The organism is Bradyrhizobium sp. 2S1, assembly GCF_011516625.5.
Classification (GTDB): domain Bacteria; phylum Pseudomonadota; class Alphaproteobacteria; order Rhizobiales; family Xanthobacteraceae; genus Bradyrhizobium; species Bradyrhizobium septentrionale.
Map to the genome: position 1 here is coordinate 10177867 of NZ_CP147717.1, position 13201 is coordinate 10191067.

Genomic DNA, 13201 nt, shown 5'->3' on the forward strand with positions numbered 1-13201 from the left:
GACAAGGTTAAGCTGCTTTTAGCTCCATCTCGATCGGACTGACATAGCCGATGGCGGAGTGACGACGAGTTCGATTGTAGAAGCCTTCAATGTAAGCAAAGATATCACGTGTGGCCTCTGCGCGTGTTGCATAGTGAGTGTGGTAGACGAGCTCGATTTTGAGCGTGTGAAAGAAGCTCTCCATTGGAGCATTGTCATAGCAGTCGGCCTTGCGGCTCATCGATGCCCTCAAGCCGGCAGATTGCACGACCTTGCGGTATTCCGCCGATGCGTATTGGACGCCGCGATCGGAATGATGGATCAGACCGGCGCCAGGCCGCTGCGCTGAGACGGCCATCCGCAAGGCTGCCAGCGGCAGCTCGGCACGCAAATGATCCGCCATCGCCCAGCCGACGATCCTGCGGCTGTACAAATCCATGACGGTGGCCAGATAGAGCCAACCCTGATCGGTCTCGATGTAGGTGATATCGGCGAGCCAGATCCGGTTCGGCGCAGTGGCGGTGAAGTTGCGCTCGAGCAGGTTCGCCGCGATCGGGAGGTCGTGACGGCTATCGGTCGTCCGCACCCGGCGAGGCCGTGCCATGATGGCCCTGATACCGTGATGGCGCATCAGCCGCTCGATGCGGCCACGGCTCGCCCCGCGGCCCTGGGCCTTCAATTCGACATGGATACGCGGGCTGCCGTAGCGTCCGTTTGTCTCGCGATGGACGCGCTTGATGTCGTCGACAAGCTCACGGTTGGCGACCGATCGCTGGCTCTCCGGCCGGGAGCGCCAAGCATAATAGCCGGCCGGCGAGACACCGAGCACGTCGCACAGGATCGTCACAGGATCGTCGGCGCGGCGATCTTCGATGAAGCGGAATCTCATTTCGGCCCCCCAGCAAAGATCGCGATCGACTTTTTTAAAATGTCGCGCTCCATGCGCAGCCGCTCGTTCTCTCGCTGCAGACGAGCGATCTCCGCCGCGTGGTCCGCCGACGGCAGCGTCGCTTGCGTTGTGGGGCGCCGCGCCGCAGCCGTCGGCTCTCGCCCAGTTCCACGTAGTTCCACCCAGCGCCGCAAAACTGAATCGCGCAGGCCAAGTTCCTTGGCCACCGATCCGATCGAGCGGCCACTCGAAGCGACCAGATCGACCGCTTGCCGCTTATAGTCGTCCGTAAACGACCTACGCTGACGTCCTTCCATCCAACACCTCTCCTGGCTCTTCGAGCCTACTACAGGTGTCCATCAATTCGGAGGAGGTTCAAATAAGACGGGCTAGAGCGAGGTCAGATTGAGGCGAATTGCGCTGGTGTGCTCCCTCTCCCCGTTCTTACGGGGAGAGGGTTGGGGTGAGGGGCCGTCTCCGCATATGCGGCGATAGACGCGCCCGCGGAGACTCCCCCTCACCCGGAACGCATCTAACGATACGTTCCGACCTCTCCCCGCACGCGGGGCGAGGTGGAGCGGAGCGTGCGGCTTAATTCGATCCAATCCCATCTTGCCCTAGACCAGGAACGAGAGCGTGTAGATCGCCTTGTCGTTGTTGACGAGGATGACCTTCTTGGCGGCCATCCGCAATTCGCCATCGACATGGCGCAAGCGGTATTCATTGCGCGCCGCCCATAGCGTGTCGTCGCGCAGGCTCGATTCGAAGATCAGGCTGTTGCTGGCGACCGCGATGTCGCCGTCGTCCGGCTGCTCGTCCATCAGTTCGATGTTGGAGATCAGCCGGCGCAGGTTCGACTGCGGCGTCTGGGTGAAATGCTTGCCGGTCATCAGCTGGCGGACCCGCAGCGCGATCCGCGAGCGGTTGTCGTAGATGATCGACATCTGCCGCTCGGGATCGATGTCGGCGCCGTTGGCCGGCACCCAATAGACGCCGTCGTCGGTCCAGAGCTTTTCCCAGGCCTCGTATTGATGCTCGTCCTGCAGCCGCGCCTCGCGATAGAGGAAGGCGGTGATGGCGCTCATCAAGGTGGCGCTGCTCTCGCGCGACAGCATCAGGCAGGCTCCATCAGCTTGCGATAGTGGGTCCAGATGCCGCGCGACGGCACCTCGTCGGTGACGTGGCCGACCGTGAAGCCGAGCTCGTCCTGCCGCTGGCGCTTCTCGCCGCGGCCGAGGAAGATCCATTCCGGATTGCGCGCCAGCACGCCGCGGTGACAGCGCTCGTACATCTCAGAGTCATCCGCGAGCAGGAACCCGGCCGGGCCGACCGAGCCCATGGTCTGCTGGCGCAGCCTTCGGTTCAGATCGGGCGCGCCCTTGAATTGCAGCGCGGTGACATGCTGCACACTGTCGTCGACGCCGAGCGGCTGGATCACGAACATCTGGATCTCCGCGATGAACAGGTTCGGGAAGATCATTACATGCGGCGTGCCGTCGATCATGATCTCGCGCGCCGCGGTGTCGCCGTAGGCGGCCTTCATGCGCGCGGTGTAGTCGGGCAACCGCTCCTCGCTGGTGCCGAACCAGCTCATCGGCGCGTCGCGCTTGCGAAACTCGGGCCGCAGGTCGATCTCGGTGTGGCCATTGCCGTAGTCGCGCGTCAGCGCGGTCGAGGCGCCGCCATAGAGCTTGCCGATCATGCTGTCGGCAACGCCGAAGATCGAGGTGTGCACGAAGGCCGGGTGATAGCCGTCGCACTCGTTCTCCAGGATGAACTTCCAGTTCGCCTTGACGCGATGCTTGAGGAAGCCCGCGGTGATCTCGACCTCGCCCTCCGGCGAGGTGCGCACCAGGCGGTCGATGGTCTCGGCGGCGGCGCCGAGATGCTCCTTCAAAGTCGGCCCATCGGCCGCGAACGAGCCGAACACAAAGCCGCGATAGGACTCGACCCGCGTCACCCGCCCGAGCGCGAGTTGCGACTTGTCCTGTCCCTCGTAACCATCAGGGAAGGCATAGCCTACCAAGCGGCCGTCATTGGCGAAGGTCCAGGAATGGAACGGACAGGTGAACGAGCGCGCATTGCCGCGCTCAAAGGAACAAACCTGGTTGCCGCGATGCGAGCAGCGATTGAGCAGCAGATTGACCTTGCCCTGCTCGTCGCGCGTCATGATCACCGATTGCGGGCCGATCGACTTGACGACGTAGTCGTTGGCGTTCGGGACCTCGCTCTCGTGGCCGACATAGACCCAGGTCCGGTACCAGATGCTCTTGAGTTCGGCCTCGAAGATCTCGGGATCGGTGTAGAGCGATCCATGGACCCGGTCGGGCCGGATCAGCCGTTCCCACGGCGGGACGCCGGTCATCATGTTCATCGCTCCGTCTCCCTCGCCGGCCGCTTGCCGCGGATGCCTTCGCCGGCCGTCAATAATAACCCGAACGACCGTTCGGTCAATTAATAACACGGTCGCCGCGGGCCGGCAAGCGTCTTTGCGAACGCTGCCGCTTATCCCCGGGGCGGCACACAAAGAGCAATTCCCGGTAGCCAGCTGTGCGGCAGCGTCAGCCCTGCGCCGCGCCGCCGTCGCGTTCGCCGCCTGCGATCTGTTGCAGCATCGACTTCGGCGTCGTCGCGAGTTCGATCTTGAGCTGGTCGCAGATCGCCCGCCGCAGCAGGCGTTCGATTTCCGTCGCGATGTCGCGGTCCGCCGCGCGCGCGTCCTCGCCGCTGGCCCAGAGCAGAAGCCGCCCGAGCCGCCGGTCGCCATCGTCGCGCAACGCCTCGATCGCGGCAGGGTCGGACATCTCGCCCTGGATGCGGGGCGTCGCCGGAATCTCCGGATGCATCATGCCGTCGGCCAATCGGCTGACCGCCGCGAAAGTATCGTCCTGCAGCCGCACCTGCTGCAGCAGCGGTCCGGCCTGCCAGTCGGCGGCGAGCTTGATGCCGTTCAGGGCGTAGATCGCGGAGAACACCTGCCCACGGACGAAATCGTCGCTGCTGTTCGGCACGACATGGCTTTGCAGGGCATCGATGATGCCGTCGATCAGCCGTTCGAAGGATGCGCTCATGCCGCGGCCTCCAATGCGCGCTCGAGCGCACGCACGATCGAGGGCATCTGGCTTGCCATCACCGCAAGCCGCATGTCGTTGAAGCGATCGACCTCGAAGGCGCGCACCGCACACATCTGGATCGCCGCCGCCTGATACAGCGCATAGGCCTCGTAGAATGCCAGGCTCTTCTCCGAGACCGGAATGCCGGAGGCGCGCTGATAGAGGTCGATCACCTCGGCGCGCTCGAGCACGCCATAGAGGTTCCGGCTCCTGGCGTTGAAGGTCGGCATCATCGCCCAGGCCAGATCCTCGTGGGGATCGCCGAGATGGGTCAGCTCCCAATCGAGAATGGCGGTGATCCGTCCATTATCCTCGATGAAATTCCCGATCCGGTAGTCGCCATGCACGATGGTGCGGCGCGGCGGCTGCGGACAGTTGTCCTGCAGCCAGCGTCCGCCCCAATCGAGCAGCGGATAATAGCGCGCGGTCGGACGCGCGAGCGAGGCACGCCAACCGGCGATCGCGCGCAACTCCGCGCGTTCCCCGCTCTGCTGCAGCGACGCGAAGGGCGTTGTGCTTGCGTCGATCCGGTGCAGCGAGGCGAGGATCTCGACGAACTGCCGGGCGATCGCGCGTTTGTGGTCGGGATCGAGCTTGCTCGCCGCCCAGGGCGCGGGAACGTCGCCCTCGACATGCGTGCAAATGAAGAAGGGAAAGCCGATCTCGGCGCCATCCTGCGCTGAGGACACCAGCGCCGGAACCGGAACGCTGGTGCCGGCCAGCGACTGCAGCGCAGTAACCTGCGGCAGCACCGAGTAAGGAGCAAACAGCCCGTTCGGCGGACCGACGCGCAGGATCAGCTTGCGGTCTCCTTCAGCAGAGGAACGAGCCATGAAAGCATATGTGATCCAGGAGAAGCCCGACGATTTTCGCCCGAAGCTCGTGATCTCCGTCTGCTGTCCGGATATCCGCGACAGATGCTGCGCAAGCGCCGACCGCACCGCATCGTCATTCACCACGACCGGACGAACCGGCTCCGGTCCGGCACCCGGCACATCGTCGAATCGTTTGGTCGCCTCCTGCTTCAATTCACCGACCTCGTGTAGCCCTGCCACTTTTCCTCGCGCAGCGCCGACTTCATGATCTTGCCGGAGCCGGTCAATGGCAATGGCTCAAGACGGATGTCGACCGAGCGCGGGCATTTGTAGCCCGCGATCAGGGTGCGGCAATGCGCAATCACCATTTCCGAATCGAGCCGGGCGCCGTCCTTCGGCACCACGATGGCGTGCACCGCCTCGCCCCATTGCGGATCGGGCACCGCGATCACCGCGCATTCCCTGACATGCTCATGCTGGAAGATCGCGTTCTCCACCTCGCCGGAATAGACGTTCTCGCCGCCGGAGACGATCATGTCCTTCAGGCGGTCGACGATATAGACAAAACCGTCTTCGTCCATCCAGGCGCCGTCGCCGGTGTGCAGCCAGCCGTTGCGCAGCACGCGCGCGCTCTCCTCGGGCTTGCGCCAATAGCCGAGCATCACGCCGGCGCCGCGGATCGCGATCTCGCCGACCGTGCCGCGCGGCACCTCGTTGCCCGCGGCATCGACGATGCGGATTTCGACGCCTGGCGCCGCCCGGCCGGCGGATTTGCGCTTTGCCGCCAGCGGGCCTTCCAGCGCGTGATATTCCCATGGCAGGATCGTCGCCAGCGCCGCGCTCTCGGTCATGCCGTAGCCCTGGTGGAAGCGCCAGCTCGGCAGCACCCGCATCAGCTTGACCAGCAGAGCATCGGGCATCGGCGAGGCGCCATATTCGCAATCCCTAACGCTGCTCAGATCATAGCTGCCGAACGACGGATGATTGAGCATCATGTTGAGCATTGTCGGCACGAACAGGCAGTAATCGACCTTGTGCTCGGCGATGGTCTTCATCGCCAGCTCGGGCTCGAATTTCGGGATGGTGACATGGGTGCCGCCGACCAGGGTCAGCGCGATCATCGGCGAGGTGCCGGCGAGATGGAACATGCCGGCCGAATGCAGGTATCTGGTGTCTTCGCGGAAGCGGAGGGCATAGATCCAGACCAGCGATTCATAGATGATATTGGCGTGCGACAGCATCACGCCCTTGGGAAAACCCGTGGTGCCGCCGGTGTAGAAGATCCCTGCGAGATCGTTGTAGGCGCCGGAGGCATCCTCGATCGGCGCGTGCGCGACGAGCTCGTCATAGCTTTGCATGCCGTCAGGAACTTGTCCCTCGTCCAGATAGACCATCACAGTGAGTGATTTTGCACCTCGCAGCCCAGACGCGATTTCGGCGAAGGCCCTGTCGACCAGCAGCAGTTTCGGCGTGGAATCATCGATCGCATAGGCATTCTCGGCGACCGCCCAGCGCGTGTTGAGTGGCACCGCGACCGCGCCGGCCCAGGCGATGGCATAGAGCGCCTCGATATAGAGATCGCTGTTGTGCGCGAGGATCGCGACGCGGTCGCCGGCCTCGATGCCGAGCCGCCGCAGCCCGCCCGCGGCACAGGCGACGCGCCGGCCGATCTCCTTCCAGCTCCGCGACCGTGCGGCATGGATGGTGCCGGGCGCATCCTTGCGCAATTGCACCGCCGAGATCAGCGCCTGCGTCAGCTTCATGTTTCCTCCACACCGTCATGCGGCCGCGCACGCGCGGATGTTTCCGTCGCACGTGAAGCCGATATGCCGCCCGGAGATTTAAGTTGATAATCCGGACAGACGGTCTATTATTGCATAGCCGACGCGACGGGTAAAGCCTTTGAAGGCTTCCACCGCCGGATCAACCAGCCCCGCAAAAGAGGGCGTCATGGGAGGGGAAGATGCGAAAGCCAGTGGTCACGCTTGCAGTGTGGGCGTTCGCGCTCACCGGTGCGCTCGGAACGGCTGACGCCCAGAAGGCCTATGGGCCGGGAGTCAGCGACACCGAGATCTTGCTCGGCGCCAATGCGCCCTACAGCGGCCCGGCGTCGATCTATGCGAGCTTCCCGAAGACCATGCTCGCCTATTTCACGATGCTGAACGAGAAAGGCGGCATCAACGGCCGCCGCATCAATTTCGTCACCCGCGACGACGCCTATAGCCCGCCCAAGACCGTCGAGGTGACGCGCGCGCTGGTCGAGAACGACAAGGTGCTCGCGATCATGGCGCCGTTCGGCACGCCGACCAACGCCGCGATCCAGAAATATCTCAACAGCAACGGCGTCCCGCATCTGCTGGTGCAGAGCGGCGGCACCCGCTGGAACGATCCGAAGCAGTTTCCGTGGACGACACCCTACTCGCCGACCTACGTCAACGAGTCCCGGATCATCGCGCGCTATGTGCTGCGCGAGAAGCCGAACGCCAAAATCGGCGTGCTCTTGCAGGCCGACGACATCGGCAAGGACTTTGTGCTCGGCCTCAAGGAAGGGCTCGGCGCGAAAGCTGAAACCATGATCGTCAAGGAGGCGATGTATCAGTCGACCGAGCCAACGATCGACTCCCAGATCGTGAACCTGAAGGCGTCGGGCGCCGATACCATCCTGATCGCCGCGCAGAACAAGTTTGCCTCGATGGCGATCCGCAAGATCCACGAGCTCGGATGGAAGCCGCTGATCTTCCTCGGCTCGACCGCGAATTCGATCGCCGGCGTGCTGGTGCCGGCAGGGATCGAGGCCTCGACCGGCATCCTAACCACGACCTCCTACAAGACGCCGAACGATCCGGCCTGGGCCAGCGACAAGGGCATGGTCGACTATCTCGCCTTCGCCGCGAAATACATGCCGGGCATGGACCCCAACGACGTGATCGCGGTGACCGGCTACACCACGGCGCAACTCGGCGCGATCATCCTGCAGCGCTGCGGCGACAATCTCACGCGGGAGAATGTGTTGAAGCAGGCCACCAATCTGAGCGGCATCGAGCTGCCGATGCTGCTCCCGGGCATCACCATCCAGACCACGCCGCAGGATTACGCCGCGATCACCGAACGCCGCTTCGCCCGCTTCGACGGCAAGACCTGGGTGCTGTTCGGCGACATCGTGGGTGCGGGCGCGGCCAAGGACTGACCTGCGCTACTCATCCGGCCGACCGAACCGGCTCAAACACCAAGGACAAGAACAATGCTGACAACCCAGGACGATCTCATCGGCCACCAGACGCCCGAACCGTTTGCCAAGGCAGGCGGCGGCGATGCCAGGTTTACCGAGCGTTACTGGTACACCGCGCATCCGATCGACGGCTCCGAGCTGCTGATCGATATCGGGCTCGGCTATTATCCGAACCGCAACGTGATGGACGGTTTTGCCGGCATCACCGTCGGCCGCCGCCAGCACAATTTCCGCGCCTCGCGCCGGCTCGGGACGCGCCCGCTGGAGACGGAGGTCGGCGGGCTCAGAATCGAGATCGTGGAAGGCATGGGCCTGCACCGGGTCTCACTCGCCGACAACCCGTCCGGGATCAGCTTTCAGCTCGAGTTCAAGGCGAGCTTCCCGGCGGCGCAGGAGAAGCAGAATTTCCGCGAGCGCAACGGCGTGGTCGAAGAGGATCTCGCACGCGTCTCGCAATTCGGCCGCTGGCGCGGCTGGATCGTGGTCGACGGCAAGCGCACCAACATCGAACCCGAGCTGTGGTGGGGACAGCGCGACCGCTCCTGGGGTCTGCGCTCCGAGATGCGCACCGACGAGACCAGGCCACCGGTTGCGACCCATCGCAATTTCTTCTGGACCTGGTCGATGTTCCAGTTCGAGCAGTCGGCGCTGTCGATCTTCATCAAGGAGCGCACACCGGGCAAGCCGCATTACCTCTCGGGCACCGAGTTCCGCCGCGAGACCGACGGATCGGTGTCGCATCGCGAGGTCACCTCGGTCGAGCACAGGATCGAATGGGCCGACGATCCGCTTGGCCAGACCATCGCGGTAGCCGACTTTACCTTCGCCTTCGAGCGCGGCGAGCCGCGCCGCGTCAGGATGCATGGACTGCCGACGCGATTTTATCTCAAGGCCGGCATGTATGGCGGCCTGCAGGGGTGGACCCATGGCGACGACCGCGGCGAGAACCATGCCGCGCACGATGTCTGGAATCTCGACGATGCCGCAACCCGCGCCGTCGCGCGTACGCTGTCGGACCATGTCGTCCGGCTCGAAAGCGGCAACGAGATCGGATTTGGCATCAGCGAATACGGCGTTGCCGCCGGCTATCCGCTCTATCCGGCACCGCAGAAATTCCCGGCGATGTGATGGACGAACGAGGCATCCGCGCCGCGGAGGAGAGTGAAGCCGCGTGCGATCCGTGGGACGACAAGGCAGCCGAGGCGCTGGTCTCGCTCGAGACCATCGCACCGCTGCGCTATCGCAGCCGGTTCGGCGACGGCAATCTCAACGGCCGTTCCTATGGCGGCCAGATCCTTGGCCAGGCGATGATGGCCGCGACCCTCAGCGCGCCCGAGGATCGCCCGGCGGCGATGCTGCAGCTTTTGTTCCTGCGCGGCGCCGATCCTGGCAGGCGCATCACCTTTGACGCCGAGGCCCTGCAGGACGGCAAGCGGTTCTCCTCCCGCCATATCGTCGGCAGCCAGGGCGGCGGGCGCACGGTATTGAGCGCGCAGGCCACGTTCTGCGCGCCGCAGCCGGGTCCGCGGCACGCAGCGCCGTTCGCACCATCGGAGGATCCCGAAGGCCTGCCCGATCTGACCATGATCCCCGACGCGCTGATGGCGCAGCTGCGGCCGCTCGGTCCCGACTCCCCGCACATCAAGCCCAGCATGGATTTCCGGATCCCAAAGATCGAACGGCAGCTCTCGGCTGCGACGGCTGAGCCGCGCCTGCGCTTCTGGATCAGATGCAGGCAGCCACTCACGGCAGGTTCCCGCGCCCAGGCCGCGGTGTTCGCCTATCTCTCGGACTGGTGGCTCAACTTCTCCAGCGTCGGCGGTCATCTCCGCGGCCTGCAGTCGCGCGCGCCGCTCTATCTGTCGAGCCTCAACCATTGCATCTGGTTTCATCGCGCATTTTCGCCCGACGCCTGGATGCATGTCGAAACCGAGAGCCCCTGCGCCGATTGCGGCCGTGGACTGTCGATCGCCCGCGTCCATGACCGCGATGGATCGATGCTTGCGACCTCGATCCAGGAAACCCTGATGGTGCATCCGGACGGCGATGCGTAGGTCACGCCGGGACAGTTAAGCGCGCGCCGTGATCGCGGCCGGGTTGCAGCCGCCGCGCGTCATCGGTTCCATCGCCTGTTGAATCCCGGCAACACACGCAAACAAAATGCGCGATCGTGCAGATTGCGCGTCTTGCATCACGACTGTGCCGCATCTCTGTCAAATCCTGCCTGCGGGTGGCGCAACAAAAACACTATCGGGGAAAACTGACATGCAGCAGGCACCGTCGGGCGCACGGAGTGCGGATTCGTCTGGATATGTCCTCTACTTCCAGCTTGCGAGCAACGGCGCGAGACGCGCGTGCAGCCTGACAATCCAGGCGGAAAGTGCCAACGAGGCCGCGCGGATCTTTCGCGAGAATTGGAGCGCAATCGAATCGATGGCGCGCGACGGCGTGAGCACGGGAGTGGTCGGCTCGGCGCCCGTCAGCCTGGCGATGTCGTGAGGCTTCGCGCGAGGCGCGGCTGGCAGAACGCTTGAGGCTGAAGCTACGGCGGGTCGGAGCCTCTTGTCATAATCGCGCAGCGTTTGACGCAATGACGCAACAATCGATCCATGAGGTGCAAGGCTCGCGCAGACACGCGAGCCTTGCTGTTTCTTAGAACGATTCAAATCCAATCCAGTTAGAGAGATTCAAGTCTGCTCCGGTTCTTTTCGCGCGCGGCGGCTGCTAGAGGCGCGGCGTGAATATGCTCGCGTGAATCGGAAGTACCAGAGTGCCTGTGAATGCTGATGGCCGCGTTGTCGGCGACCGTCGAAATGCCGCCGACAAGGGCCGCACCCACCTGTTGATCGGTGCAGCATTCCTGCTCACTGATATCTCCGCCGCGGTGACGCCGGCAAACGCACAATCGAGCGTCCCGTTGCCGCCTGTCACGGTCGACCAGCCGACGCAGAAGCGCAAGCCTGCGGCCAATTCGGCGAGATCGGTGCAGCGGACACAGGCAGCCGCCGCGGCACGGCAGCGCATGCGGAATGCCCAGCCGGCGCCACCGACGCCGTCGGAGCGCGCCGCGGCTGCGGCCGCAGTGCTCAACGAAGCCAAGCTGCACTATCGCGCGATGCCGAGTGCGACCACGCTGCGCAGCGGCGCCTCGCCGCTCGACACCTCGCAAACCGTCAACGTCGTGCCGGAGCAGGTGCTGAAGGACCAGTTGCCGCGGAACCTCGATGACGCCCTCGCCAATGTCATCGGCGTCACCCAGGCCAACACACTGGCCGGCACCCAGGACGCGGTGATGCGCCGCGGCTTCGGCGACAATCGCGACGGCTCGATCATGCGCAACGGCATGCCGCTGGTGCAGGGCCGCAGCCTCAACGCGTCGGTCGAGAGCGTCGAGGTGCTGAAGGGCCCGGCGTCGCTGCTTTACGGCATCATGGATCCCGGCGGCATCGTCAACACGATCAGCAAGCGCCCCGAGCTCTATCAGCATGGCTCGGTGACCCTGCTCGGCTCGACCTACGCCAACTCGAAGACCGGCGCCGACGGCACCATCGACGTCACCGGCCCGATCGGTAATGGCGGCCTCGCCTATCGCTTCATCGGCTACGGCGTGAGCGAGGACTATTGGCGCAATTTCGGCCGCCACCGCGAGATGCTGGTCGCACCGTCGCTTGCCTGGTACGGCGAGAACACCACGGTCCAGCTCAACTACGAGCACCGTGAGTTCATCACGCCGTTCGACCGAGGCACGGCGTTCGTCAACAATGCACCGCTGGCGATCCCCGCGACGCGCCGGCTCGACGAGCCCTTCAACAACATGTGGGGAACCTCCGACCTGATGCAGGCGTCGGTCGAGCACCGCCTGAACCGGGACTGGAAGCTGTTCGCCGCCTACAGCTACAACACCGAGACCTTCAGCGCCAACCAGCTCCGCATCACCGGCGTCAATGCCACGACCGGCGTCGAGACCCGCAGCAATGACGGCACGCAGGGCTCGCTCAGCAATGCTGAGCTACGGCACCTCCTATTTGCAGGGCAATGTCTGGCTCGGCAATTTCCGCAACGAGATATTGTTCGGCGGCGACGGCCAGTACCGCACAATCTACCGCGACAATCTGATCCGGCAGGCGACGCCGAGCTTCAACTTCTACAATCCTGTCTACGGGCTGATCACGCCGGGCACCGCGGTGTCCGCCGTCGACAGCGCGCAAACCGACAAGCTCGGCCAGTGGTCGCTGTTCTTCCAGGACACGCTGCACCTGACAGAGCGCTTCGCGCTGGTCGGCGGCGTGCGCTACATGGATTACGACCAGCTCGCGGGCAAGGGCCGGCCCTTCATCACCAACACCAACGTCTCGCAGGACAAGGCACTGCCGCTCGGCGGCGCCATTCTCAAACTCACCGACGAGGTCTCGCTCTACGCGAGCTACACCCAATCGCTGAAGCCGACCTCGACCATCGCGCCGCTCACCGGAGGCGTCGTGATCGGCTCCAGCAACGCCCCCGAAGAGGGCACCCAGTGGGAGACCGGCGTCAAGTTCGACTACAACAAGCGGATCTCCGGCACGCTCGCGCTCTACGACATCGACAAGAAGAACGTGCTGGTGTCGCAGCTCAATCCCGCGACTGGCATCGTCGAGTACCGCACGGCCGGCAAGGTCCGCTCGCGCGGCGTCGAGCTCGACGTCACCGGCCGGCTCACCGACAACTGGAGCATGATCGGCAGCTACGGCTACACCGATGCGCGCGTGACCGAAGATCCGACACTCGCCGGCAAGGCTCTGCAGAACGTTGCGCTCAACACCGCCTCGCTCTACCTCGTCTACGATTTCGGCACGGCGCTGCCCGGCCGGCTTCGTCTCGGCGGCGGTGCGCGTTATGTCGGCGACCGGCCGGGCGACGCCGCCAACAGCTTCGTGCTGCCGGCCTACACGGTGGCGGACATCTTTGCGACCTACGAGACCGAGGTCGACACGTTCCCGGTGATCTACCAGTTCAACGTCAAGAACCTGTTCGACACCGTCTATTATCCCTCCGCCAACAGCATTCTCACGGTGGCGATGGGCGACGCGCGGCGCTTCTCGCTCTCGGCGACGGTGAAGTTCTGATGAGTGATGTCCGACGCCCGATCAAGGCCGCGCTGTTGCAGGTCCATTCCGTGGTCAGCCTTGTGCTAGTA

General features: G+C 64.3%; 10 protein-coding genes and 1 pseudogene. 5 read left to right on the forward strand and 6 right to left on the reverse strand.

Annotated features, from left to right (window positions below; translation table 11 throughout):
• Positions 1-7: 7 nt before the first annotated feature.
• From HAP54_RS48360 to HAP54_RS48385, 6 genes are all read right to left on the reverse strand, one after another.
• A protein-coding gene (locus HAP54_RS48360; RefSeq protein ID WP_414646173.1) for an IS3 family transposase occupies positions 8-1185 on the reverse strand; the annotation gives its coding sequence in 2 pieces (ribosomal slippage) (positions 8-894 and positions 894-1185; 1179 coding nt in all).
• A gap of 300 nt (positions 1186-1485) precedes the next feature.
• Positions 1486-1983 carry an aromatic-ring-hydroxylating dioxygenase subunit beta gene (locus HAP54_RS48365; RefSeq protein WP_038387409.1) on the reverse strand — a complete coding sequence of 166 codons (498 nt, stop codon included), beginning with the start codon at positions 1981-1983 and terminating at the stop codon, positions 1486-1488.
• On the reverse strand, positions 1983-3242 hold the full coding sequence (locus HAP54_RS48370) for an aromatic ring-hydroxylating oxygenase subunit alpha (protein ID WP_166298256.1): 1260 nt from the start codon (positions 3240-3242) through the stop codon (positions 1983-1985). Before HAP54_RS48370 ends, HAP54_RS48365 begins: the two co-directional genes overlap by 1 nt.
• Before the next feature lie 187 nt (positions 3243-3429).
• Positions 3430-3939: a hypothetical protein gene (locus tag HAP54_RS48375; RefSeq protein WP_166298257.1), complete on the reverse strand. Its 510-nt coding sequence runs from the start codon at positions 3937-3939 to the stop codon at positions 3430-3432.
• On the reverse strand, positions 3936-5036 hold the full coding sequence (locus HAP54_RS48380) for a phosphotransferase family protein (RefSeq protein WP_166298258.1): 1101 nt from the start codon (positions 5034-5036) through the stop codon (positions 3936-3938). The genes HAP54_RS48375 and HAP54_RS48380 overlap by 4 nt, the downstream gene beginning before the upstream one ends.
• Positions 5006-6559 (reverse strand): acyl-CoA synthetase, encoded by a 1554-nt coding sequence (locus HAP54_RS48385; RefSeq protein ID WP_166298259.1) that lies wholly within the window; start codon positions 6557-6559, stop codon positions 5006-5008. Before HAP54_RS48385 ends, HAP54_RS48380 begins: the two co-directional genes overlap by 31 nt.
• A gap of 200 nt (positions 6560-6759) precedes the next feature.
• Between HAP54_RS48385 and HAP54_RS48390 the strand changes: the two genes are divergently transcribed.
• The 5 genes and pseudogenes from HAP54_RS48390 to HAP54_RS48410 all read left to right on the forward strand — a co-directional run bounded on the left by HAP54_RS48390 (position 6760) and on the right by HAP54_RS48410 (position 13130).
• Positions 6760-7983: an ABC transporter substrate-binding protein gene (locus HAP54_RS48390; RefSeq protein WP_166298260.1), complete on the forward strand. Its 1224-nt coding sequence runs from the start codon at positions 6760-6762 to the stop codon at positions 7981-7983.
• A 54-nt stretch (positions 7984-8037) separates the two neighbouring features.
• Positions 8038-9153 (forward strand): hypothetical protein, encoded by a 1116-nt coding sequence (locus HAP54_RS48395; protein ID WP_166298261.1) that lies wholly within the window; start codon positions 8038-8040, stop codon positions 9151-9153.
• Positions 9153-10079, forward strand: a complete 927-nt coding sequence (locus HAP54_RS48400; protein ID WP_166298262.1) for an acyl-CoA thioesterase — start codon at positions 9153-9155, stop codon at positions 10077-10079. The genes HAP54_RS48395 and HAP54_RS48400 overlap by 1 nt, the downstream gene beginning before the upstream one ends.
• A 211-nt stretch (positions 10080-10290) precedes the next feature.
• Entirely contained in the window at positions 10291-10524 is a 234-nt protein-coding gene (locus HAP54_RS48405; protein WP_166208577.1) for a hypothetical protein, read from the forward strand.
• A gap of 277 nt (positions 10525-10801) precedes the next feature.
• Positions 10802-13130, forward strand: a pseudogene (locus tag HAP54_RS48410) (TonB-dependent siderophore receptor).
• The last annotated feature ends 71 nt before the right edge of the window (positions 13131-13201 follow it).